The following is a 24,251-nucleotide window of genomic DNA, read 5'->3' as shown; positions in this document are numbered from 1 at the left end:
ACCGCTGACCTGCACCTTGAGTGAGATTTGACCGGTTCTCGCTGAGAGTGTCGATTCAGATCCTCAGCGCGAAGACCATGATCACGACCGTCAGAGCGCCCAGTCCGAGGAGCTCGACGAGACCGATATCAGGCCCCGACGGGACGATCGCCGCGAAGCCCGCGACAGCGAAAGAGATCGCCTGGACAATGGCGAACCGGCGTGCCGGCGCTTTGAGTGAGGCAGCCTCGATTTTCGTTTTCACCGGAACGACCGCCGCCAGCGCGGACGTGAGGTGAACGAGGTGCAACGCCGGAATCATGATCAGCACGCCCAGCCGCAGCGGGTGCCCGTCGCCGAACGCCATCGCGAACGCCGCGTACCCGATCAGCAACGCCGGACCCGCGCTCCCCGGCATCACCGCGGTGACCGCCGTCAGCGCCGCGACGATCACGAGCGGCCCGATGGAGTCGGCCTCCCGGTGGAGGATCAGCGCCACCGGCAGTGCGGCGAGCACGATCGCCAGTCGCATCAGCACTCGGTCGTCACCGCCACCCCGTGCTCGGCCATGCGCCGCAACCGCAGCCGGTGCTCGGCGGCGATCAGCTCCGCCGCGACCTCACCCCACGGCGTCTCCTCGTCGGGCTCGAGCGGCAACGGCAGGGTGTTGATCGCCAGCACGACGTGACCGTGTTTGCGCGTCTGCACGGCCAGCTCCGCGATCTCGTCGTCGAGGAACGGCGACAGCAGCACGACAACGCTTCCGTGCGGGAGCTTCCGCAACGCCACGCGCGACGCCCATCCGGCGGCCTGCACACACACGACCAGCTGCGTGCGGATGCGCATCAGGTGCCGCCGGCCGACACCGGAACGAACGTTGAGCTGCGGCCTGCTCAGGTCCATCAACGCCACCCGGTCGCCCTGCCTGAGGTAGCCCGCTGCCATCGACGCCGCCCTGCGCACCGCGCGGTCCAGGCTGCCTCCCGGCCGCGTCGTGGCGCCGTGGTGGGGCGACGACCACTCCGCCACCTTCGCGCTGAGGTCTGTGCGCGTGTCGAGCGCCAGCACGATCTCGGCGTCGGCCTCGGCGTGCCGCTCGCGGACGTGAACCGTGCCGGTGCGGGTGGTGACGCGCCAGTCGATGCGCTTGAGCCGGTCCCCCGGCTGGAACGCCCGGATGTCGCGCAGCTCGGTGGAGTCCCCGGCGCGCGGCGAGCGGTGGATGCCGACCAGCCCGGCGGGCCGGGGCGGCAGCGGGCCTGCGGGGTGGTGCTCGACCGGCGGCAGGATCGTGCGGACGTGCTCGGTGCCGACGATCGGGCCGTAGACGTGCATGCCGTCGGGTCCGGCGAAGAGGTGGTCGAGCCGGACGTCGACGCCCGGTCCCCACGCGTCCCGCCTGATCTCCACGGGCAGGTCGGGCGAGTGCACCGGCACCACCTTCGGGCCGCCCGGCAGCTTGACGACCGCCAGCTCGGCGTCCGCGCCGTCGACGTGCGCGACGGTGTGCACGACGCCGGCACCCTCGCCGCGCGGCACCGGGCGCACGCTGACCGTCGGCGTGCCCTTCGGTTTGTTCGTGATCAGCACGGAGAGGACCAGTGGCACGCCGAACAGCACCAGCTCGACCTGGTGCAGGAACATCCCGGCGGCAACCAGTCCGGCACCGAGCCAGACGGCGCGGGAGTACGCGTCCGTCGAGTGCCAGTGCGCGCCGTGCGACCCGGCGAACGCCTCCCTGATCTTGTCCGCTCTGCTCATGAGCTGGGCGGGCCGGGAACCCTGCCGAGCAGGTCGGTGACGACCTGCACCCCGCTGACGCCGGACGTCCACGTCTCCGGCTTCATCACGAGCCGGTGCGCCAGAACGGCCACCGCGCACTCCTTGACGTCCTCCGGTGTCACGTAACCGCGTCCGTCCAAAGTGGCCAATGCGCGGGCGACGAGCACGAGCGCCTGCGCACCTCGCGGCGAGGCGCCGACCTCCACCGACGGGTGGCGCCGCGTCGCGACGGCCAGATCGACGCAGTACCGCAGGAGATCGTCGTCCACTGTGGTCTTCTCGAGCTCGGCCTGGAGCTCGGCGAGACGTCCGGGGGCCAGGACCGGCGGAACCTCGGCTTCTTCCTTCTGCCGCGCGATTCGCCGGCGCAGCACCTCGACTTCCTCCTCCGCGGGCGGGTACCCGATGTCGAGCCGCACGAGGAACCTGTCGAGCTGCGCCTCGGGCAACGGGTAGGTGCCCTCGTACTCGACGGGGTTCGAGGTCGCGAGCACGTGGAACGGCTTCGGCAGGGCGAACGTGCGGCCCTCGACCGTGACCTGCCGCTCCTGCATGGCTTCCAGCAGCGCCGACTGGGTCTTGGGCGGCGTGCGGTTGATCTCGTCGGCGAGGAGCAGCCCGGTGAAGACGGGCCCGTGGTGGAACTCGAACTCGCGGCTGCCGGGGTCGTAGAGGAACGACCCGGTGACGTCCGCGGGCAGCAGGTCCGGCGTGCACTGCAGGCGGCGGAAGTCGAGGCTGAGCGCCTGCGCGAGCGACCGCGCGATCAGCGTCTTGCCGAGCCCCGGCACGTCCTCCAGCAGCACGTGCCCGCCGGCCAGCACGGCCGCGAGCGCAAGCCGCACGGTCCGCGTCCGTCCGACGACGACCTTGCCGACCTCGTCGAGGACGGCTTTGGCCTCCACGGACACGGATTCTGGACTGATGCTCACTCGACCCTCCTGAGCCGTTCTGCGAGTTCCTTCGGGTCCGGCATCTCGGACGCGTCGATCCCCAGTCGTGCGAGCCGGGCCTGGAACCGTTCTTCGTAGCGCCGCGGGTCCCCGGCCGCCTCCGCGAGCCTGCTGGCGAGAGTGCTGGCGTGCGCGGTGCTGATCGAACCGGGCGCGGGCGGGTCCGCGCTCCAGACGATGTCGGTGGCTTTGGGCAGCTTCGTGACGAGCACGCCGAACGCGGTGGGCGGCACGGCCAGCGCCGCGGCCCACGCGGGCGAGGCACCGAGCCACCAGATCGCGACGCCGAGGATCACCCCGATGACGAGCGCCAGCACGGTTCTCATGCGAGCTCCCTGACGATGCGGCTCAACTCCCGTTGGGCATCTTCCGCTTGCTCGGCCGTCACGTTCTCGTGCCCGAACCGCGCCCGTTGATAGAGATCTTTCAGCACGGCGGCGTCGACCCCGAGCTTCTCGGTGAACTCGGTGGGCGTCTGGTGCGGCCGGCGAGGCTCAGCGGCCTCGAGCGCGAGCCAGGCGGCGATCACGGCGTCGCGCGGCGGCCGGTTCGGGTGCTCGGTGAACTCCTGCAGCGCCTTCTCGACGCGCTGGACGACGGCCACCTGCCCGACCTCGAAGCCCTCGATCTCGACGGTTTTGACGCCACGACGCCGGCGCCAGCGCGGCAGCTCGAGCGCGAGCAGGATCCCGATCAGTCCGAACAGGACGAGCCCGGCGAGCACCAGCAGGTACAACGTGAACGGCAACGCCACCAGGTCCGGCAGGTCCCGCGGGAGCTCCAGGTCCACCGACGGCTCGCGGTTCTCCGGCGGAGGACGGTCGTCGAGCCGGTTGACGAACGTGACGGGCGAGGTGCCTGAGGCCGCGACGACGACGATCAGCAACGCCGCCACCGCCACCCCAGCTCGCCACCACTTCATGCGGGTCAGCGTGACACGGACCGGCGCGGTTCGGATGATCCTTTGGTAGGTCAGTCGGGGAAGGGGAAGCTCCAGAGCGGTCGCCGCGGTTCGACGTCGACGACGTGAGGTACCACCTTGCGCAGCGCCGCTGACTGTTCGGTGATGCGCTTGCGGACGACATGTCCGCTTCCCCCGCCATCGGGCACGTCCCGTTCGGGCCCCAGCCCGAGATCGACGTAGAGGTCGCGGAGGCTGACGCTGGCACTCAGCTCGCGCACCCACACCGTCGTGCTGACGCCTCGTTCTCCTCCGTACCAGCTCCACACGCCGATCTCGACGCTCAGCTTCCCGCGCTCGTACCGCAGACCGCCGTGATCGTGGAAACCCTCTGGCTCGACGGTGTGGGGACCGGTGAACCCGTACTTCTCGACCAGGAACGCGAACGCAGCCGGACCCTCGGTCCACAGCACGTGCGCCGGACTCCGCTTCCCCATCAGCTCACCGGTTTCCCCGTCGTCGTGATGATCCTTTTGGCTGACTTGCGGTCGTGGCCCGGACTTCGACCCTCGAAGAGCGCGAGATCCGGCACTACACCCGTGGCTGCTGCCAAGCGCCCATCGAGCGCCAGTGGAACTACGTTTACCGCGACAGCGCCCCTCGGCGGCGTATTTCGCGAACTGCTACCACCACACGGACCAGCCACACGACGTGTGGATGGACATCATCATCGGCACGTGGGGTCAGAACGACGCCCTCGTGGCAGCCGACGTCTTCAGCTCGTCAAGCGGGCGAACTCCTGCAAGAGGTCGTCAACCAGCACCACCATCGACAACTTGATCTCGTCGGGATCGCTGAAGCCCATCTCAGCATCAGCAGCCATCCGCGGAAGGAGACCTTCTGGGCCCGCCGCGAGCTCGCGAAGAGCCCTGACGGCACCTGCGACCACGACGCTCGAGAGCTCGGCCGAAGCGATGATCGCCAAGTTCGCCGCCAGAGATGCCGTGTCGATGGCGCGCAGGAGCCGAAGCACGTCGAGCGCGTCTTTGGGCTTCAGGCGATCTGGCTGCTGCTCGCGTCGCTCTGCGATCTTGACCACCTTCGACACCACGAGTGCCGCAGGCCCGGCCACCTTGATCTCGAACTTCCTGGGATCCTCAGGATCGAGCGCACCGATCAGGTGAACGTCGTTGTCCACCACCGCAGGCTCGAGCCCGAGTGTTCTGCGAGCAGTGGCCTTGGCCTGGTGCGGCGGCTGCAGGTGGGCTGCTCTCCGACCACCTCGGCCGCACAGCGCCTCAGGAGCCATGAGGTCGACGGCGATGTCGCCAGGTCCCACCCACCTTCCAGGTTGCGAGCCTGCAGCGAACCCGGCCGCGAGCATCGCGTCAACGATCGAAGGCTCGTCCGCCAACCGGTCCGGCACGAGCGCGAGATCCGCATCCGTCGTGGTCGGCGCCGTGGCGAAGTCCGCGGCGCCTGAATGCAGGTACACAGCCTGGGCGCCAACGAGAACGAGCGCGTCTCGGTGCGGCCCCAGTCCGTCCAAGGCGTCGAGGAGAACCGCCCGCGCCTCGACGTACTCCTGCGAGATCAACTTTCCCAGCCTGACTCTCTCGATTCGAGCACTGCCATCAGCTGCTCGGCTTCCTCGGTCGACCGCCCCGGTCCGGTCAGGAGATCCGCGACGACCTGTGCCGGCGACGCGTACTCGACGCCACCGACAAGTCGGGCCTTCGCGTGGACGACATCGTCGTGCGGCCGCATGACCAGAACATTGGTTCCGCGGTCGGCGGTCTTCAGTCCGAGCTGCTTCATCAGCCCGATCGGGTCCTCGGCGTACAAGCTCAGGGAGACGAGAGGAGAAACGGGCGTGATGTGGTCGGGCAGGTACGCGCGTGCGGCTGCCGAACCCGTGACGGTGACCCGCGTGTTGAGAGTCGGCAAGGCTTTCAACGCGTGGCTCAGCCCTCTCGGGTCCAGTGCGGCAACGACCTCGTTCGAAGCCATGACCTTGTAGTCCTGCACCCAGCGCCACAGCAACAGCCGCTTGCGGACGGCGGTGACAGCACCGTCGTCGCTTCTGGTGATCACCGCTTCCCGATCCAGCAGCTCGAGCACCCTCGCGCTTGTCGCCACTCCGACTTGTGCCCGCTCAGCGAGCTCACGGACCCCCACCGGCAAAGAGGTCTCGGCGAGTTCCAGCACGACCTTGGCTGCAGCGGAGCCACGGAGAGACTTGAGCAGGCGGTCCTCGGGGTCTCGAAACCCGCTGCGCTCCGCTCCCGTGCGATCGAGGAAGACCGCGGGCTTGTCCAGCCTGAGACGCAGGTTTCCGGTCAGGTCGAACCAACCCATGCCGTGCTGGTCCAGCTGTGCACGGGTCATCGGAGACACGAACGGAGCAACCAACACCATGCCCCCGACAGGCGCACCACCACCTGAGATCTCGGCCGCATACGCCATGATCCGCTGAGCAGCTCGTGCGACGTCCCTCGGAACAATCCCGGCTTTGCATTCGAGCAGGACGGTCGTGACCGTGCCATCCGGCGCACCGATGACGACCTGCGCATCGGGCTCGACCACCCGGTGACCGCCGGAAACCCGCGGCTGCAGGTCGAGACGAACAGACCACGTGACCGGCAGCAGAGACCTGAGCTGCTGCTCGAACGAGCCCAACAGCTCGACCGTTCCACCTTTTCCGGCGTTCCGTGACACATGGAACATGTTACTTCATGGAACAGTTCCAAGCGGACAGTCGACGTCACACAGTCGGTGGGTTCACTGCCCGCCTGAGCACGTCCTGCAGCATCTCCTGCGTCAGCCGTCCGGTGTACGTGTTGTGCGGCGACACGTGGTAGCACCCGATCACCCGCAGCCCGCCCGCCTCGACCTCCACCCCGTGCCCGAACTTGGGCGGCCGTGACACCCCCAGCAACGGCAGGAACGCCTTCCACCCGAACCCGCCCAGCACCACCGCGGACCGCAGGTTCGGCATCAACGCGATCTCCTCGCGCAGGAAGTGCGAGCACCGGTCCCGTTCGTCGGTGGTCGGCTTGTTCTCCGGCGGCGCGCACCGCACGGGCGAGGCCATCCGCACGCCGTACAGCTCCATGCCGTCGTCCCGGGCCCACGCGGAGGGCTGGGAGGCGAGGCCCACCTCGTACAGCGCCCGAAACAAAAAATCACCGGACGCGTCGCCGGTGAACATCCGCCCGGTCCGGTTGCCGCCGTGCGCGGCCGGGGCGAGGCCTACGAGGAGCAGGGAGGCGTCCACGGGGCCGAAGCCCGGCACCGGCTTGCCCCAGTACTCCTGGTCGCGGAACGCGGCTCGTTTCACCGAGGCGACCGACTCGCGCCACGCGACCAGGCGCGGGCACGCTCGACAGGCCGTTATTCGATCGTCGAGTTCCGTAGTGTTGCTCCCATGTCCGAGGAGAAGACCGAAGAAAAGCCCGCGTCTCCGTCCGATGATCTGGTCACCACCCAGCACAGCATCACCGTCAAGGGCCGCGAGCTGAACTACACCGCGACCGCCGGGCGTGTCGTGCTCAGGGAAGAAGTGCTCAAGGACGGCGTGTTCGAGGGCCACAAGCCCAAGGCCGAGGTGTTCCTGACCGCGTACACGCTCGACGGCGCCGACCCGCTGCGCAGGCCCGTGACGTTCGCCTTCAACGGTGGACCCGGTTCCGCGAGCGTCTGGCTGCACATGGGGCTCCTCGGGCCCCGCCGGGTGCTGAGCGGTGACGTCGGCAACCTGACTGCTCCGCCGTACGGGATCGCGGACAACGAGGAGTCGCTGCTCGCCGAGAGCGACCTCGTGTTCATCGACCCGGTGTCGACCGGGTACTCGCGGGCCGCGCAGGGCGAGAAGCCCGGCAGCTACCACGGCTACCAGCCCGACGTCGACTCCATCGCCGAGATCATCCGGCTCTGGACCTCGCGCAACGGCCGGTGGATGTCGCCGAAGTTCATCTGCGGCGAGTCGTACGGCACGCTGCGGGCCGCGGGCCTGGCTGAGCAGCTGCAGAAGAAGTACGGCATGTACCTCAACGGACTCATGCTGATCTCCTCGGTGCTGGACTTCGCGACGCTCGAGTTCAACGAGGGCCACGACCTCGGCTACACGCTCTTCCTCCCGACGTACGCGGCCATCGCGCACTACCACGGCCTGCACGGCGACCGGCCGCTCAAGGAGGTGCTCGCGGAGGCCGAGGAGTTCGCGAGCCGCGACTACCCGTACGCCCTCGCGCGCGGCAACCGGCTCTCCGACGTCGAACGTGCCGCGACCATCGAGAAGCTCGCGAGGCTCACGGGTCTGTCCGAGGAGTACGTGGACGCGGTCGACCTGCGCATCGAGCACATCCGGTTCTTCACCGAGCTGCTGCGCCGCGACCGCAAGACCGTCGGCCGCATCGACGCCCGCTTCACCGGCTGGGACACCGACTACGGCCGCGAGGGCATCTCCGCGGACCCGTCCATCGACGCGATCGTCGGGCCTTACGCCTCGACGCTCAACCACTACCTGCACGCCGAGCTCGGCTACTCCAACGACCTGCCGTACGAGATCCTCTCGCGGGCGATCGAACAGTGGTCGTACAAGGAGTTCGAGGGCCGCCACGTCACGACGGCGGGCAAGCTCTCGGCGGCGATGCGCGCGAACCCGCACCTCAAGGTCCACGTCGCGTTCGGCTGGTACGACGGCGCGACGCCGTACTTCGCGGCCGAGCACCTCCTGGCGCACCTGCAGATCCCGAAGGAGCTGACGGCGAACATCGAGTCGGCCTACTACCCGGCCGGCCACATGATGTACGTGCACGAGCCGTCGCGCGTGCAGCAGTCCGAGGACCTCGCGGCCTTCGTGCGGAACTCGTCCAACACGTGATCCTGGACCTGTCCGACGACACCGTCCTGCACGAGCTGTGGACGGTGCAGCGGCTGGCTTATGCCGTCGAGGCCGAACTGATCGGCTTCGACGGCATTCCGCCGTTGCACGAGTCGCTCGAGGAGCTGCGGAAGTGCGGTGAGACCTTTCTCGGGCTGTACGACGAGGAAGGTCTCGTCGGTGCGGTGTCGTACCAGCTCGACGGGTCCACTGTGGACATCTGCCGGTTGGTCGTGCATCCGCGGGCACACCGGCGCGGAATCGCTTCCAAGCTCCTCGACGCACTGCCGGAAGGGCCGCAGATCGTCAGCACCGGTAGCAAGAACGAACCCGCGCTCCGGCTGTACCGGAAGCGCGGGTTCGTGGACACCGCGGAGCAGGAGATCGCTCCCGGTGTGTCGATCACACACCTGAGCAAGCCCTAGACGACCGCGCGCTCCTCAGCGAAGTGGCACGCGGCGGGGTGGCCGTCGTTGCGCACGACCAGCTCCGGCACCTCGGTGGCGCAGATGTCCTGCGCCTTCCAGCACCGGGTGCGGAACCGGCAGCCCGACGGCGGGTCGATCGGGGACGGCACGTCGCCGGTCAGGCGGATGACGTCGCGCCGGCCGCGCTGGGTCGGGTCCGGCACCGGCACGGCGGAGAGCAGTGCCTGGGTGTACGGGTGCATCGGGCGCTCGTAGATCTCGTCCTCGGTGCCGATCTCCACGATCTTGCCGAGGTACATCACCGCGACCCGGTTGGACAGGTGGCGCACCACCGACAGGTCGTGGGCGATGAACAGGTAGGAGAGGCCCATCTCCTTCTGCAGCTCGCCCAGCAGGTTCATCACCTGCGCCTGGATCGAGACGTCCAGAGCGGACACCGGCTCGTCGCACACGATCACCTTGGGCTTCAGCGCCAGGGCACGCGCGATGCCGATGCGCTGGCGCTGGCCGCCGGAGAACTGGTGCGGGTACCGGTTGATGTGCTCCGGGTTCAGGCCGACGATCTCCAGGAGCTCCTGCACCTTGCGCTGGCGGTCGCCCTTCGGCGCCACCTCGGTGTGGATCTCGTAGGGCTCACCGACGATGTCGCCGACCGTCATGCGCGGGTTCAGCGACGTGTACGGGTCCTGCAGCACGATCTGGATGTCGCGGCGCAGCTTGCGCAGCTCCGCGCCCTTCATGCCGAAGATGTCGCGGCCTTCGAACCTGGCCACGCCCGAGGTCGGCGGCTCCAGGCGCATCAGCACCTGGGCCAGGGTGGACTTGCCGCAGCCCGACTCGCCCACGACGCCGAGGGTCTCGCCCTTGTTCAGCGAGAACGAGACGCCGTCGACGGCCTTGACGTGGCCCACGGTGCGCTTGAACAGCACGCCGACGCGGACCGGGAAGTGCTTGACGAGGTTCTCGACCTCGAGGATCGGCTCAGCCACGAGCGACGACCTCCTCCGCGATGTGGCACCGGCTGGTGCGGCCCATGCCGAGGTTGTGCACGGCGGGGACCTCGGTGACGCACCGGTCGAACGCGCGCGGGCAGCGCGGGTTGAACGGGCAGCCGGGCGGGATGTTGGTCAGCGACGGCGGCAGACCCTTGATCGTCTTGAGCTCCTGGCCCTTGAGGTCCAGGCGCGGCAACGACTCGAGCAGCGACTCCGTGTACGGGTGGCCCGGCGCGCGGAACAGCTCGTAGACGTCGGCGTGCTCGACGATGCGGCCCGCGTACATGACCGAGATCCGGTCCGCGACGTCGGCGACCACGCCGAGGTCGTGGGTGATCAGGATCATGCCCATGTCGCGTTCCTTCTGGATCTCCGCCAGCAGGTCCATGATCTGGGCCTGCACGGTGACGTCCAGAGCGGTGGTGGGCTCGTCCGCGATCAGCAGCTCCGGGTCGAGAGCCAGCGACATCGCGATCATCGCGCGCTGCCGCATGCCGCCGGAGAACTGGTGCGGGTAGTCCGAGACCCTGCCCTTCGCGTTCGGGATCTTGACCTGGTCGAGCAGCTCGACCGCGCGCTTGCGAGCGTCCGCTTTGGACATCCCGCGGCGGACGCGCAGCTGCTCCTCGATCTGGAACCCGACCGTGAACACGGGGTTCAGGGCGGACAGCGCGTCCTGGAAGATCATGGCGATGCCCTCGCCACGAACCTCACGACGCTCGTCCGCCGACTTGGTCAGCAGGTCCTCACCGCGGAACTTGATCGAGCCTTTGGTGATGAACGCCGGCGGCATGTCCAGGATGCCCATGATCGTCTGCGCGGTCACGGACTTGCCGGAGCCGGATTCACCCAGCACCGCAAGGGTTTCGCCCGCCGAGACGTGGTACGAAACGCCGTTGAGCACCTTCGCGACACCGTCGCGGGTGCGGAATTCCACGTGGAGATCCTCGACCTCCAGCAATGGCTGAGTCACGGGATCTTCCTATCGGGACTTGGGGTCGAGGGCGTCGCGCACGGCGTCGCCGAGCATGACGAAGGCGAGCACGGTGACCGTGACGAAGGCCGCGGGGAACAGCAACGTGTGCGGTGCCCCCTGGAAGTAGTCGCGGGACTCCGAGATCATCACGCCCCACGAGACGACCGGCGGACGCAGGCCGATGCCCAGGAACGCGAGCGTTGCTTCGGCACCGATGAAGGCACCCAGGGCGATCGTTCCGTACACCAGCACCGGGGCGATCGTGTTCGGCAGCAGGTGCCGGAAGATGATGCGCAGCGGCGACGCGCCCAGGCCGCGGGCGGCCTTGACGTAGTCCTGCTGCTTCGCCACCAGGGTCGCGGAGCGCATGATGCGCATGACGACCGGCCACGAGAGCGCCGCGATCGAGAGCACCACCTGCGTGACGATCCGGACCGCACCGGGGTTCTCGTTCGGGGCGTTCAGCGTGGTCAGGATGACGATCGCGCCGAGCACGAACGGGATGCCGGCGAAGATGTCCGCGAACCGGGACAGCACGCTGTCGATCCACGTCTTCGCGTAGCCCGCGATGATGCCGACGAACGAACCGATCAGCACGGTCAGGATCGTCGAGAAGATGCCCACGAGCAACGACGCGCGGGCGCCGTACATGGCGCGGGCGTAGACGTCGTAGCCCTGCAGGTCGTAGCCGAACCACGCGTCGCCGGACGGTTTCGCCAGCGACTTGTCGAGGTTGGAGTGGCGCGGATCGACCGACGTGAACAGCGACGGCCAGATCGCCATCACCACGACGATCGCGATGATCACCAGCGAGATGATGAACGTGGGCTTGCGCCGCAGCTCGCCCCACGCGTCGCTCCACAGGGAGCGGGGCTTGCGCTGCTTCTGCGACGAGTCGTCGACGTGGCTCGCCTGGTCGACGCCGGCGGCCGCTGCCGCCTCGAGTCCGGTTCCGCCGGACACGGATCCTGGGTCACTCATAGCGAATCCTCGGGTCGAGAACGGCGTACAGGAGGTCGACGAGCAGGCTCGCCAGCAGGTAGACGAGCACCAGCAGGGTCACGATGCCCGTGACCAGGACGCCTTCCTTCTCCTGGATGCCGCGGAAGATCAGGCCACCGATGCCGTTGATGTTGAACACGCCCTCGGTGACGATCGCGCCACCCATGAGGCTGCCGAGGTCGGTGCCGAGGAACGTGATCACCGGGATCAGCGAGTTGCGCAGCAGGTGGATGCCGACGACGCGGGTCTGCGGCTGGCCCTTGGCGATCGCGGTGCGCACGAAGTCCGCGCGGCGGTTCTCGACGATGCTGGTGCGGGTCAGCCGGGCGACGTAGGCCATGGAGAGGCTGCCGAGCACGAAGCCGGGCAATATCAGCTCGCCGATCGACGGATCGGTGCTGACGGACGTGTCCATGATGTCGAAGCCCTGCGGGCCGAGGTAGAGCCTCAGCACGAAACCGGTGACGAACACCGGCAGCGAGATCAGGAACAGCGTCGACACCAGGACGAGGTTGTCCAGGAAGCCCTGCTTGCGGAGACCCGTGAGAACACCGGCGATGATGCCGATGACCGCCTCGATGATCACCGCGATGATGCCGAGCTTGAAGGTGATCGGCCAGGAGGTGGAGATCTGCTCGCCGACGGAGACGCCGTTGAACGTCGTACCGAAGTCGCCGGTGAGGAGGTTGCCGAGGTACTTGAAGTACTGGATCAGCAGCGGGTCGTTGAGGTTGAGCTTCTGACTCATCTCAGCGACGTACGACGGGTCGCACGGCCGCTGACCGCACTTGCCGGAGAAGGGGTCCTGCGGGATCGCCCAGACCAGTGCGTAGATCAGGAAGGTGGTCCCCAGGAAGACCGGTATCAGCTGCAGCAGACGGCGCAGCACATAGCGACCCATGAGGTCGGCTCCTTGTGTGGTGGGGGGCGCCAGACCCTGAACACCCCTCCGGCCCCGCGCCCGTGACGCTTGGTGGACGCGAGGCCGGAAGGGTTGCTGCTCACTTGCTCAGAATCTGACGTGCGCTTCGTCGGCTGTCAGCTCTTCGCCTTGACGCGGAACGCCGCGAGCTCGGCGTCACGGGTGAAGGTCAGCTTGGCGGCGAGGAGGTTCTTCGACCGAGCGCCGATGCCCTTCTCGTTCCACACCGGGATGGACGGCATGTCCTTCGCGATGAGGTCCTCGGCCTGCTGGTAGATCTTGATGGCCTCGTCCGGGTTCGCCGTGCCGTCGGCCTTCTCCAGCAGCGCGTCGACCGCGGGGTTCGAGTAGTTCGAGTCGTTCGACGAACCACCGGTGCGGTACAGCGGGTTCAGGAAGTTCTCGATCGACGGGTAGTCGGCCGACCAGTCGGAACGGCTCATGCCGGTGAGCTGCTTGCCGTCGACGATCTGGCGGAACGCACCGAAGTTGGTGGCGCCGACGAACTCGCACTCGACACCCAGGGCCTGCTTGATGCTGTTGCACGCGGCCTCGAGCGGCTCCTTGCGGCCACCGTCCTGGTTGGACTGGATGGTCAGCTTGCCGGTGAAGCCGGACTCCTTGAGGAGCGCCTTGGCCTTGTCCGGGTTGTACGTGCAGTACTCGCCGCAGACGCCCTTGCGGTAGCCCTTGATGCCGGGCGAGACCCAGCCGTCGGACGGCACGTAGGAGCCGGCCAGCACGGTCTTGGTGATCTGCTCGCGGTTGATGGCCATCGAGACGGCCTGGCGGAGCTTCACGTTGTCCTTGAACGCCGGGATGTAGTACGGCAGCGCGATCGCGGACTGGCTCAGCAGGTTCGCGTTGAGGACCTGGTCACCGAGGTCCGCCTTGTACTTCTCGCCGACCTTGGCCGACGGCGGCAGGGCCTCCATGAAGTCCAGCTTGCCCGCGACCAGGTCCTGGTACGCGGTCTCCTGGCTGGAGTAGATCTTCACGTCGAGGGTCTTGAAGTGGACCTTGTCCTCGAGCTTGTAGTCGTCGAAGCGCTCGAGCTTGATGAGCGCGTTCGGCGTGCGGGAGACGAACTTCATCGGGCCGTTGCCGATCGGCTTGGCCTCGTACGCCTTCTGGTCGGCGAAGAACGCCTTCGGCAGCGGCGAGAACGGCTGGTAGCCGAGCATGATCGGGAAGACCGAGTTCGGCGCGCTGAGCGTGACCTCGAGCTCGGTGGGGCTGACGACCTTGAGACCGGACATCTTGTCCTTGGCCGGCTTCGCGTTCTCGTCAGCGGGGTGGACGTCCTTGTAGCCCTCGATGGGGGCCATGAACGAACCGGCCTGCTGCGCGTTCGGCGCGTACGCGGCGAAGTTCCAGGCGTCGACGAAGCTCTGCGCGTCGACGTCGGTGCCGTCGTGGAACTTCTGGCCCGGCTTCAGCTTGATCTTGTAGACCTTGGCGTCGGTCGACTCGATCGAGTCGGCGGCCAGGTTGTACGTGGCGCCGTCCTCGGCCTTGTAGCCGACCAGACGCGTGAACAGAGCGTCGGTGATCTTGCCGCCGCCGGCCTCGGTCGTGTTGGCCGGGAAGAGCGTGCTCTTCGGTTCGGTGCCGTAAATCGACACCGTTCCGTCCGCGTCTTCCTTGCCCGCGGAGGTGGATCCGCCCCCACCGCCGCCGCATGCGCTGAGCGTCATGGCCAGCGCGACTGGCAGAGCCACCCACGCAACCCGTGATCGCGACATCAGTCTCTCCCGCCTTTCCCCGGCGTCGGCGCAGTTATTGCGCACGCACGCCTCCCCGGGAGGTCTCGTCCACCTCCCAAAACGTGAGAGGACGTTAACCGGGGTGTCCAGGACTACGCGCATCGAAAGCGGTCACAAACTCGTCACGATCACCTCAAGTCGACCTTAATTCGGCTCTAGACCAGGGAAAACGCGATGCCGTCGAGGATGTCGTGCTCGCTGCACACGAGCGTGCGAATACCCGCGCGATTCTCCAGTTCGTCGGCAATCGCACGCAGGACCAGCGCTCCACCGCAGATCACGTCCACTCGACCGGGGTGCATGGGCCCGAGCGAGGCACGCTCATCATGCGTCATGGAGAGGATACGGTCGGTGATTTCACGAACATTGTCAAGTGTGATCCTGCTGAGGTGAATAACGTCGCTGTTGTACACCTCCAACCCCTGGACCAGGGCTGACAATGTCGTGACGGTGCCGGCGACGCCAATCCACGTCTTCGCCTTCTCCACGGGCACCACGGAGAAGGCTTCTTTGATCGCTTCACGCGCAAACGCTTCCGCCGCGGCGATTTCGTCCTTCTTCGGCGGATCGGAGTGGATGAACCGCTCGGTGAGCCGCACGCAACCGATGTCCATCGACCTCGCGGCCTCGACCTCCGTGCCGGTGCCGAGGACGAACTCGGTCGAACCTCCACCCAGATCGGTGACGAGGAAGGGTCCCTCTTCCGGGTCAAGATCGGCCACCGCGCCGAGGTACGACAGCCCCGCCTCCTCGTCCCCGGTGATCACCTCGGCGGGCGCGCCGAGGACCTCCTCGGTCATGCCGAAGAAGTCGTCGCGGTTGCTCGCGTCCCGCGTGGCGCTCGTCGCGACCATCCGCGCGCGCTCGACGCCCTTGCGCTGCATCGTGCGCAAGTAGTCTTCGAGCGCTTCCTTGGTGCGCTGGATCGCGTCGGGGTGCAACCGCCCGGTCGCGTCCACGCCCTGCCCAAGGCGAACGATCTTCATCTCGCGGTGCACGTCCCGCAGCCACGCGGTGCCGTCGTCGCGCAACGTCGCGTCCGCGACGAGCAGTCGGATCGAGTTGGTCCCGCAGTCGATGGCCGCAACCCGCGACATGATCACCCCTACTTCAGCGTCCGGTACTCCGCGGCAAGCATGGCGTAGACGAAACTGTCGCCCCACTCGCCCTTGAAGATCTCCTTGTGCCTGAAGTGGGCCTCCCGGCGCATACCCAGGCGTTCCATGACCCGCCACGACGGCTCGTTGCGCACGTCACACTCGGCCTGGACCCGGTGCAGCCCGAGCTCCTCGAAGCCGAGTCCGAGCATGGTTCGCGCGGCCTCGCTCGCGTAGCCCTGTCCGTGGAACGCGGGGTTGAAGATGTAGCCGACCTCGCCCTGCCGGTGGTCGGCGCTCAGCAACTTGACGTCGGCCTCACCGATGACCTGCCCTTCGAGGGTCACCGCGAGCGCCAGCGACTGCCCGTCCTCGATGATCTCGTCCTGCGCGGTCCACTTCGCGAGGTTCTCCGCGGCCTCGGCACGCGTGTACGGCTCGCTGTAGAGGTAGCGGTTGACCTCTTCGAGCCGCCGGTACGCGAAGACGTCGTCGAGGTCGCTCATCTCGAACGGCCGCAGAACCAGCCGCGCGGTCTTGATCGGGTAGTCAGGACGCACGCGCGTACTCCTCGTCGAGCATCGCGTAGATATATAGGTCGCCCCACTCGCCCTTGAAGACCTCGTTCTGCCGGAAGTGCGCCTCCCTGCGCATGCCGAGGCGTTCCATCAACCCCCACGACGGCTCGTTGCGCGGGTCGCACTGGGCCTCGATGCGGTGGAGCTTCATGTCCTCGAACCCGATCCGCAGCATCTCCTCGGCGGCCTCCCGCGCGAGCCCGCGGCCCTGGAACTCCGGGTTGAAGACGTACCCGATCTCGCCCTGACGGTGCTTCTCACTGATCCACTTGAGGACGACGTCACCGATGACCCTGCCCGCCTCCGGCAGATAGGCCGCGAGCACGAGCCACTGCCCCTCTTCGGTCAGCTCGCTCATCGTCAGGGTCTTGGTGAGGCGGTCGGCGGAGTCCTCGAGGGTGGCGCAGTGGGTGTAGAGGTAGCGGCAGACCTCGGGATCGGACCGGTAGGCGTGCAGGTCGTCGAGGTCGTGTTCCTCGAACGGGCGCAGGACGAGGCGGTCCGTTTTCAGCGGGTAGTCAGGTCGCACACCTGCACCATGCCAAGGACGGCCGCCTCGCGCCTCGCGATTTTCAGACCATCGAATGCTCGACCTCCTGCCCGCCGATGCTCGCGACATCTCTGCCAGCGGCTGGGCCGCAGAACCCCGTCTTTCGAGAGTTGCCGCTACCTGATGGAGTCGACGCGCCACGGACACGGCCTTCGCGCAGGTCATGGCCACGCGGAAAGCTCCACAGCGACGTCATTTTTCCAGATCGAGCGCTGTTGATGCACTGAAAGTCGGTCATCGAGACCCTCTGTTTCAGAGCAACCCACGCCCACTGTGAAAGGTGCGGCCCTGCCATCGGCTGGGCCGCACGCATTGCAGTTACAGCAACCGCTGCGGTTGACCAGACAGTCAGCCCGAACCTTCCAACTTTCGCTTGTCTTTCGCACGAAAGCATGAGACCGCACGCGAAAAGTCTGGACTCAACCAGACGAAGTATGAGCAGTTTTGCAGGCTCACCAGAACAAGAACAATGCGATCACCATTGAAATCAGATAATTCACGAACCACCTTCGCGAGGACATCCGCCAATCCAGATCCGAGCGCAGAAGCATCCTCCTGCCTGCGACGATAAAGGTCGACCCAGTAAGCCTTTTCGGCGACGTTGCCAGAAAAGACATCCGGCCATTCCTCGTCGGCCAGTGCGGCCCACCGATCGCTCACAGTTTGCCCTGCGGCCGTCAAGTACTCACGTAGCCTGCTCTGGAGCAGCTCGCCAGGAACCTCAACATGTGTACTCATTGCACCCGCTCCGCACCACGGACTGGCCCATAAATCAGGACCTCCGCCTCGTTGAAATAGTCCGGCGACTCAACGGTTGGATAGTCCGCTCGAGAAACTCGCAAAACCACACCTCCTCGAGCCCTCCGGGCCGCCAGTTCAGGGCTTGTCGTCCAGGACGTGTGGTCACTCAGCCCCAACATTCCTGCATTGTGCTCGTCGGGTGTCAGTTTAGCCCCGTCCTTGCCCCAACCTGTGGGCACCACGTCACCCTTCAGAGCGTCCTCGTAGTCAGGGTGTTCGGGCCACACGCCACGGAACAGATCATCAGATTCTTCACCGCAGTTGTGGACCAAGATCGGCTTGTCAGCCACCACAACGTGGTACGTGTGGGCCTTATCAATGGTCAGGTCGTAGACGGGCTGCAGCCGCTCGTAGCGCTCAACCGCCGAAACAACGACAAGCGATCCATCAACCGATCGCAGGTGTTCGCCGGGTTCGAGGGTGCCGATCTTGGCGAAGTCGCCCCGTTCCTCCACCCACACCGGGTGCCACGACGTCGCATCCACCGTGCCGCCGTCCACCGTCACGCGGGTCATGTCACCCTCGTCGGTGTGCACGATCGTGCCGACAACTTCCCGATCCGACGTCTCACCCGAAGCCGGATCAGTGGCCTTGACCTTGTCTCCGACCCGTATCTCATCGATCGGCTTGGACGACCCGTCGGCCATCAACACCAACGTGCCAGCCACAAAACTGTGCAGCAGACACGACCCACCAGCACTGTCCGACTTGCCACCCAGCTTGCGCAGCGCGTCCACGGCGATCTCCTGCGCCCGCGCGGCGATCTTCTCCACCCGCCGCAACAGACCCTGGGCCTTCTCGATCACCTTCGCCATCGAGGCAACAGCCTTCACAGCCTTGTAGCCGGCCTCCAGAACCTTGCCGACCTTGCCCCACGGCACCAGATTCATCACCAGCCCACCACAGGCCCAGATATCACCCTTGGTGAAACAATCCACAATATCGTTCCACCCGGAGATGTCCTTCAACATCTCCCAAGCAACTTCCTTGATCACGTCCCACTTCGACCTGTGGGCGTTCTTCAACGCCTCCTCATACTCAGCCTTACTGATACCCTCCGCAGCCATCGCACTGACCTGCGCCGCCTGCTGCTGCTGAAACACCCGAGCCAGCTTGTTCCCAGGGTTCATACCCTCGTTGTGCTGATACTGACTTCCCTCTTTATCACTGTAAGGCGCCGGATTATATCCGCACCTGATGCCATCCGGACCACAGTTGGAATACAACCCAGTCGGATCCGAATACGTCACCGGACTGTTGTTGCTGTACGCATAACCATTCAGCTGCTGCGGATCGTTGTTGTCGATAATCGGATCCGCCGACAAGAACCGCCCAGCAGACGAGTCGTACAAACGCGCACCCACACGCGTCAGACCCGACTCCTCCCGCGTACCACCAACAAACCCACGCGAGCTCCACGGAGCTGCAGCACTGCCACGCGACTCACCGAACGGAGTCTGACGTCGAGAAGCCACCGCCAAATTCCCAGCAGTCACCGCAGCGATCTCCGTGCCCTGGTGATCAGCCAGCAGCCACTTCAAGCCCGAGATCGAGTTCCGCTGAGCAACGACGTGTCCGTTGTGGCTGTAGTACCGAGTCCACGACGGCGTCGACGTGCCGGTCTCCAGACGGATCTCCTGGCCGAACACGTACAGCGTCTTCGCCGACGGCTCGCGGGCGATGAGCCGGTTGCCGTCCGCGTCGTAGAGGTACGTCGACTCCTTGCCGTCGGCGTTCTTCACCTTCGACACGCGGCCTTCGACGTCGTACTCCAGCGTTTGCGTGTCGCCAGAGATCTTGCGCGACGTCGTGTTGCCGGCCGCGTCGTAGCCAAAGGTGTCCTGTGACGTGCCGTTGGGACCAGCCGTGTCGACCTTCGTCACCGTGTGCGGCTGGGCCGCGCCCGATGCGGGATAGGTAAAGGTGTTCACCGTGTCGCCTGTCGTGGCGTGCGAAGTCTGCGTCAGGCGGTTGCCGGTCTTGTCGAACGTCCACGACAACCAGTACGGCGCCGCACCGCCCAGGGCGGAGGTCGACTTGGCTGCGGAACAGTCTCCAGAACCAGGAGTCCACGCTGACGTCATTCGACGCAGGTAGTCGTAGGCGAAACACTGGATGTCCGACGGACCGCCTACAGGCGTGTCAGCGATTCGGTTGATGTTGCCGGACGCGTCGTAGCTGTAGTTGCGGTCCGCGATCCGGTACGACGTGGACGTCTCCCGGTCTGCGATCGTGCGCTCGAGCCTGCGGGTGCCTTCCTCGTAGTAGTTGGTCAGCCAGAGGTTGTTCGGGCTGTCCGTGCTGTCGTAGGTCTCCTGCAGCACCTCGCCGAGCGCTGAGTAGCTCGTGCCGGTGACGTAGTGCCCTTCGCTGCTGGTGGTGGTTTCCGGCAGTCCGAAGCTGTTGTAGGTCGACACCACCGTCTCGCCTGGCACGACGGTCTTGCCGCCCGAGTTGACGTCCACGTAGGCCAGCGACTCGATCTTTCCGGTGCTGGTGTACCTGGGCCGGGTTTCATAGCTGTTGCCGAGTGCGCCCTCCGACGCTGCCGGTATGATGATCTTTTCCCCGGTCGGTCGGCCCGCCGAGTCGTAGCCGAGGATCTTGCGGGTGTACGCCTGTCCGTTGGCCCACCTGCGAGACAACGTCAACATGCCACGGCCGTTCAGAGCACCATTGGTTCCAACTGCGGTGTCGTACTCCCATTCCGCGAGCTTGGTGGTTCCGTCGAACGAGGCCGTCTTGCGGCTCAACGCGTCGTACGTGTACGAGACCTTGCGGCCGCGGCTGTCCTTTGTGGAAAGGACTCGGCCGGCTGCGTCGTACTCCGTCTCGGAGTGGCCGGTGTCCGGGTCATCCGACGCGACCTTGCGTCCACGCAGGTCGTAGCTGTAGCGCCAGGCGTTACCCATCGGATCGGTCACCGACGCCAGTTGCCCTGCAGGGGTGTAGGTGTACTTCGTCGCATCGAACGCCGTGCCCAGACCTGCCGTGTACTGGCGCTTCTCGGTCGTGCGGCCCTGCGCGTCGTTGATCACCGTTGTCACGGTCGCGCCCTGAGGCGGGATGGTGTGGACGCGGTCACCACCGTAGGACGTGGTGGTGCGCCACTGCTCCACCGCGTACTTGCGATAGATCGACGCCGTCGGACGCTCCATCCCGTCGTACTCGGTGACGGTTTGGTTCGGCACCTGGTTGTCGTAGACACCAGCCAGCGCCGCACCGGGAACCTGGTTGTTCCAGTAAGCACCGTTCGTCTTGTACGGCAGGCCGCGTGAGTCGTAGAACGTGTCGGAGATCAGCCACCCTCCGGCAGGGGACTGCGACTGAGTCTGTCGCTCACGGAACAGACCGTCGTAGAGGGTGTAGGAGACCAGATAGGTCTTCTCGTCGTCCTGCAACCGCTTCGCTGTGACGACGCTCGGTGCGTTCGTGTTGTACGCGTACTCGAACACCGCGTCGGGTTTGCTGGTCGCCTTCGGATGTCCCGGCGTCCACGCCGACACCATTCGGCCCAGCGCGTCGTACGCCAGATCCGCACGTCGCCCGTTCGCATCCACCGATGCGGTCGAGAGACCCCATGCCGGCTCGAAGTACCCGGTCGACACGTGGCCCAAGGCGTTGGTGCTGGTGACCTGCTTCAACGGGCCGTATTCAGGCGTGTACGCGGTGGTTGTCTGCTGGCCGGTCGCGTCCGTGATCTTCTTCGGACGGCCGTACGCGTCGAACGTCGAAGTGGACGCGGTGACCCACTTCTGCCCCGAACCGTCCCACTTGTCCAGCGCCACGGCCTGGGTGATGTCGCCCTTGGTCGGCGGTACACCCCACTCCTGGCCATCGTACGACGAGCGCGCCGACGTCAAGATCGTCGATGCGGATGCCTGCACGTCGCAGAGACCCTTGACGGTCTCCACCTGCGAGGCGTAGCTGAGCATCCACGCCGCGTCGTTCCGGGCGAACGTCGTCCGGGCGCACGACTCGTCGCCCGTTACCTTGAGATCGCCGTGGTCCTCGACCTGCGTGACGATGCCGACCGAGTCGTAGGACTTCTTGACCTTCGTGCGCCGCCACTCACCGCTCTCCAGCAGTGTTCGGCCCCGTACCTCCAGGACGTTGCTCAGCTTCGCCTGCTTGCCGTCCGCACCAGTCGCGGTCGCCTCGCTGACCCACGGGTCGTTGACCGACGCCGCCACGAGCGCGCCGTCGTTGTACTGCCTGGTCTCCCGCACAAATCCCTGGAGGCGATCGACGTCCGCGATCGGCTCGCCCTCGCTGGTCGACACCGTCGCGCCGTCCATGCCGCGCATGTACACGGTTTCCGCAACGCTCTGCTTGCCCGCCGGGTCGCCCTTGACCGTGCGCACCGTCCCGTAGCCACGCCATTGCGACCACGTCCGTCTGTTGGCCTCGGCGAACTCGTTCTCGTCGAAGTGCCACGCCGGATCACCGACGTAGTCGTAGTGCGTCTTGACCAACGACGACGCGCCTGTGCGGTCATCGTCGGTGATGTCAGTGACGACATACTTGTGGAAGTAATCCAGGATCGGCGTCAACGCGCCGTCCGGCGTCCACCAGGTCGGATAGCAGCGCAGAGTGTTCGACTCCGGCGCGGACGGCATCCGCGAACCGGGCACGCAATCGCGCTCGCTGTAAGTGATCTCGGTGCGTGCTCCGGCTTCGCCGTTGATACCAGTGATTCGGTAGCGGGTGATCGGCGAGAGGTTGTCGCGGCCGCTGTCCACCCGGTTGGCCATCGCCTTGCGATCGAACGTCGTTGCAGGCAACGGAATCGTGCCCCCGACGTGGCCCGTGTGGACGATCGACTTCAGGTTCATCGCCGGCGAGGTGCCATCGCCGGTGGCTGGGAAGTCCTGCGTCAGCAACCACGAGTCGACGTCGGAGAACCCGCCGCTGCCGTTGCCCACCTGAGCGGTGATCTTGGTGAGTCGCTTGCGGGTGAAGAACGTGGGCGTGAGCCGGTTGGTGCACTGCTCGCCCGCGTTGCAGATCTGGTCTGCCGGCACGTCCGGCCACGACGCGGCCGTCGAGGAGTTGAGCTGCCCTGCGTCGCAAGTGATCGCTCCGTTGGGCAGGCAGCGTTCGGCTGTGTCGAACAGAACTCTCGCGCCTGCCGGACCGTAGAAGTTGTCGCTGCGCAGTCCGTACTCAATGCGCGTCAGGTGACCACCGCGGACGTATGGAGTGCCCTTGGCAGGGTCCTGGTTGCGGCCGTAGTGATTGGTCTCTTGCTGGTAATAGTACGTAGTGACGTTGCCGTGCGGGTCGATCGAGTAGTCGAGGTTCCACCTGTACGCCTGCTTGCACCACGACGCGTCGAACGTGGCCTTCTTGCACGGCTCGTTGTCGTGGTTGCCGTACACCGGCTGGGTGAACACCGACTGTGTCTCGGGCTTGTTGTCCGACCATCCCGGCAACCGGTTCTGTCCGAGGAAGTACTGGGTGCCGTCGGTCGTGGTGACCTTCCAGTACTCGCCGTCGTCGTCACCGTTGGCCGCGCCCTTGAAGCGCTCGATGCGAGCGCCGTCGTCGTTCTTCGCCCGCCAGACGCTGACGTTCTGGTCCTCCTGCGCCTTGACCAGCTGGCCGGACACACCGACCAGGCTGATCGTGGCGTTGTCGGTGGCCCAGCACTGGTCACCGGTCTTCGTCTGGCCGTTGTTGCCGCCCAGGTCGAGACCGCACGGCTTGTACTGCCGCTCGATGAACCCACCGGGCGTCACGTCCCAGCCGTCACCCACGATCGACGCCTGGTTGTTCGTGGACGACGTGCGGCCGTCAAGGCTCTGCGAGGAGTAGCCGAGGGAGACCGACGGCGCCTTGCCACCGATCGCAGGCGGGAGGCGCACCGGATAGCCATAGGTGTAGTCACCGGACGACCCACCTGCGTTCCACGACCCGGCCGGAGCGAGAGAGGTGGCTGTGTAGCTGCCGTTGCTGCTGGACGGAGCCGCGGCGACTGCAAGCACCATTGGACTCGTGGCGGCCCGCTGCGCCGATGTCGACGAAGCAGACGCAGCCGGAGTCACGTCCGCGGACACCTTGCCCGCTTTGCTGTCGTTCTGAGCCCCTGGTACCGGCGTAGCTCGTCGGCATTCCACCTTGTCCGGAGTGGACAAAGCACACGCGGGCAAAGACACCATCTGCAACCGAGAGGCGTAGTCGCCACCGAACGCCGACGCGAACGACCGGTAGTCGACGTCAACGCGCACCGGAGAACTCGAAGCGCCGCCGGCATCCGCCACGGTCAGCACGACGCCGTTGAGCCCGAGCTTCTTGGCAACGTCCTGTCCCTTGACGGTCACCCCCACTTTCGCGGGCTTCACCGACCGTGCAGCAGTGCTCTCCTTGCTCTGCAGCGAAACCGGTCCGACCTTGGCAGCGGCGGCGCTGACCTCGACTTCGGTCTGTGACTCCGCAGGCCACGACACGGGATCCGGCTTGGTCACCGCAGCTTTCGCCGCTTGATCCTGGGGCTTTGCCCGAACGGCAGGCGGGCTGGTCGTCTCGACCGACTTGTCCATCTGCAGCTCAGGGAGTTTCCAGCTGTACTGGTTGGGTCCCGCCGCCAGCGCGTCATGACCGGAGGCGAGGAGCAACGACAGCACGACGCAGGCC

22 protein-coding genes are annotated in these 24,251 nt (G+C 66.3%); 3 read left to right on the top strand and 19 right to left on the bottom strand.

The features are described 5' to 3' along the window. Positions 1–55: 55 nt before the first annotated feature. From AOM45_RS26635 to AOM45_RS26595, 9 genes are all read right to left on the bottom strand, one after another. On the bottom strand, positions 56–511 hold the full coding sequence (locus AOM45_RS26635; RefSeq protein WP_156093812.1) for a hypothetical protein: 456 nt from the start codon (positions 509–511) through the stop codon (positions 56–58). Beyond that, positions 511–1,740, bottom strand: coding sequence for a DUF58 domain-containing protein (locus AOM45_RS26630; RefSeq protein ID WP_051783331.1), 1,230 nt, complete (start codon positions 1,738–1,740; stop codon positions 511–513). The genes AOM45_RS26635 and AOM45_RS26630 overlap by 1 nt, the downstream gene beginning before the upstream one ends. Further along, the gene (locus AOM45_RS26625; RefSeq protein WP_201780076.1) at positions 1,737–2,687 is read right to left on the bottom strand and encodes an AAA family ATPase; all 951 of its coding nucleotides are present in this window, start codon (positions 2,685–2,687) and stop codon (positions 1,737–1,739) included. The genes AOM45_RS26630 and AOM45_RS26625 overlap by 4 nt, the downstream gene beginning before the upstream one ends. A gap of 2 nt (positions 2,688–2,689) precedes the next feature. Continuing rightward, positions 2,690–3,040: a hypothetical protein gene (locus AOM45_RS26620; protein WP_051783333.1), complete on the bottom strand. Its 351-nt coding sequence runs from the start codon at positions 3,038–3,040 to the stop codon at positions 2,690–2,692. Next, on the bottom strand, positions 3,037–3,636 hold the full coding sequence (locus tag AOM45_RS26615) for a DUF4129 domain-containing protein (protein ID WP_081902111.1): 600 nt from the start codon (positions 3,634–3,636) through the stop codon (positions 3,037–3,039). Before AOM45_RS26615 ends, AOM45_RS26620 begins: the two co-directional genes overlap by 4 nt. A gap of 50 nt (positions 3,637–3,686) precedes the next feature. Further along, a complete protein-coding gene (locus AOM45_RS26610; protein WP_030467570.1) occupies positions 3,687–4,112 on the bottom strand; it encodes a hypothetical protein in 426 nt (141 codons plus the stop codon). A 278-nt stretch (positions 4,113–4,390) separates the two neighbouring features. After that, the gene (locus tag AOM45_RS52450; RefSeq protein ID WP_201780072.1) at positions 4,391–4,813 is read right to left on the bottom strand and encodes a hypothetical protein; all 423 of its coding nucleotides are present in this window, start codon (positions 4,811–4,813) and stop codon (positions 4,391–4,393) included. Positions 4,814–5,208: 395 nt separating this feature from the next. Further along, the gene (locus tag AOM45_RS26600; protein ID WP_059362708.1) at positions 5,209–6,333 is read right to left on the bottom strand and encodes a type IV toxin-antitoxin system AbiEi family antitoxin; all 1,125 of its coding nucleotides are present in this window, start codon (positions 6,331–6,333) and stop codon (positions 5,209–5,211) included. A gap of 46 nt (positions 6,334–6,379) precedes the next feature. Then, positions 6,380–7,012: a uracil-DNA glycosylase gene (locus tag AOM45_RS26595; RefSeq protein ID WP_035910263.1), complete on the bottom strand. Its 633-nt coding sequence runs from the start codon at positions 7,010–7,012 to the stop codon at positions 6,380–6,382. Between the two features lie 30 nt (positions 7,013–7,042). On the opposite strand from AOM45_RS26595, the gene AOM45_RS26590 reads away from it, so the two are divergent. Further along, positions 7,043–8,500 (top strand): S10 family peptidase, encoded by a 1,458-nt coding sequence (locus tag AOM45_RS26590; protein WP_030467572.1) that lies wholly within the window; start codon positions 7,043–7,045, stop codon positions 8,498–8,500. Continuing rightward, positions 8,497–8,925: a GNAT family N-acetyltransferase gene (locus AOM45_RS26585; RefSeq protein WP_030467573.1), complete on the top strand. Its 429-nt coding sequence runs from the start codon at positions 8,497–8,499 to the stop codon at positions 8,923–8,925. The genes AOM45_RS26590 and AOM45_RS26585 overlap by 4 nt, the downstream gene beginning before the upstream one ends. On the opposite strand, the gene AOM45_RS26580 is transcribed toward AOM45_RS26585, so the two are convergent. The 10 genes from AOM45_RS26580 to AOM45_RS26540 all read right to left on the bottom strand — a co-directional run bounded on the left by AOM45_RS26580 (position 8,922) and on the right by AOM45_RS26540 (position 23,011). After that, on the bottom strand, positions 8,922–9,917 hold the full coding sequence (locus AOM45_RS26580) for an ABC transporter ATP-binding protein (protein ID WP_030467574.1): 996 nt from the start codon (positions 9,915–9,917) through the stop codon (positions 8,922–8,924). The genes AOM45_RS26585 and AOM45_RS26580 overlap by 4 nt on opposite strands. Beyond that, on the bottom strand, positions 9,910–10,896 hold the full coding sequence (locus tag AOM45_RS26575) for an ABC transporter ATP-binding protein (RefSeq protein WP_030467575.1): 987 nt from the start codon (positions 10,894–10,896) through the stop codon (positions 9,910–9,912). Before AOM45_RS26575 ends, AOM45_RS26580 begins: the two co-directional genes overlap by 8 nt. 9 nt (positions 10,897–10,905) lie before the next feature. After that, positions 10,906–11,880, bottom strand: a complete 975-nt coding sequence (locus AOM45_RS26570) for an ABC transporter permease (RefSeq protein WP_030467576.1) — start codon at positions 11,878–11,880, stop codon at positions 10,906–10,908. Further along, positions 11,873–12,802 (bottom strand): ABC transporter permease, encoded by a 930-nt coding sequence (locus AOM45_RS26565; protein WP_030467577.1) that lies wholly within the window; start codon positions 12,800–12,802, stop codon positions 11,873–11,875. Before AOM45_RS26565 ends, AOM45_RS26570 begins: the two co-directional genes overlap by 8 nt. Before the next feature lie 137 nt (positions 12,803–12,939). Next, on the bottom strand, positions 12,940–14,568 hold the full coding sequence (locus AOM45_RS26560) for a peptide ABC transporter substrate-binding protein (protein WP_030467578.1): 1,629 nt from the start codon (positions 14,566–14,568) through the stop codon (positions 12,940–12,942). Between the two features lie 176 nt (positions 14,569–14,744). Next, complete coding sequence (locus AOM45_RS26555) at positions 14,745–15,686, bottom strand: Ppx/GppA phosphatase family protein (RefSeq protein ID WP_030467579.1); 942 nt, start codon at positions 15,684–15,686, stop codon at positions 14,745–14,747. Between the two features lie 8 nt (positions 15,687–15,694). Next, positions 15,695–16,246 carry a GNAT family N-acetyltransferase gene (locus tag AOM45_RS26550; RefSeq protein ID WP_030467580.1) on the bottom strand — a complete coding sequence of 184 codons (552 nt, stop codon included), beginning with the start codon at positions 16,244–16,246 and terminating at the stop codon, positions 15,695–15,697. Continuing rightward, a complete protein-coding gene (locus AOM45_RS26545; RefSeq protein WP_030467581.1) occupies positions 16,236–16,793 on the bottom strand; it encodes a GNAT family N-acetyltransferase in 558 nt (185 codons plus the stop codon). Before AOM45_RS26545 ends, AOM45_RS26550 begins: the two co-directional genes overlap by 11 nt. 369 nt (positions 16,794–17,162) lie before the next feature. Further along, positions 17,163–17,552, bottom strand: coding sequence for a hypothetical protein (locus AOM45_RS51115; RefSeq protein WP_156093813.1), 390 nt, complete (start codon positions 17,550–17,552; stop codon positions 17,163–17,165). After that, positions 17,549–23,011 (bottom strand): RHS repeat-associated core domain-containing protein, encoded by a 5,463-nt coding sequence (locus tag AOM45_RS26540; RefSeq protein WP_162185655.1) that lies wholly within the window; start codon positions 23,009–23,011, stop codon positions 17,549–17,551. The genes AOM45_RS51115 and AOM45_RS26540 overlap by 4 nt, the downstream gene beginning before the upstream one ends. Here AOM45_RS26540 and AOM45_RS51875 point away from each other — a divergent pair. Continuing rightward, positions 23,004–23,432, top strand: a complete 429-nt coding sequence (locus AOM45_RS51875; RefSeq protein ID WP_162185656.1) for a hypothetical protein — start codon at positions 23,004–23,006, stop codon at positions 23,430–23,432. The genes AOM45_RS26540 and AOM45_RS51875 overlap by 8 nt on opposite strands. The last annotated feature ends 819 nt before the right edge of the window (positions 23,433–24,251 follow it).

The sequence above is a fragment of the Lentzea aerocolonigenes genome, from assembly GCF_000974445.1.
GTDB lineage: Bacteria > Actinomycetota > Actinomycetes > Mycobacteriales > Pseudonocardiaceae > Lentzea > Lentzea aerocolonigenes.
The sequence above is the reverse complement of the archived record's forward strand: the minus strand, read 5'-3'. Positions and strand labels throughout refer to the sequence as shown.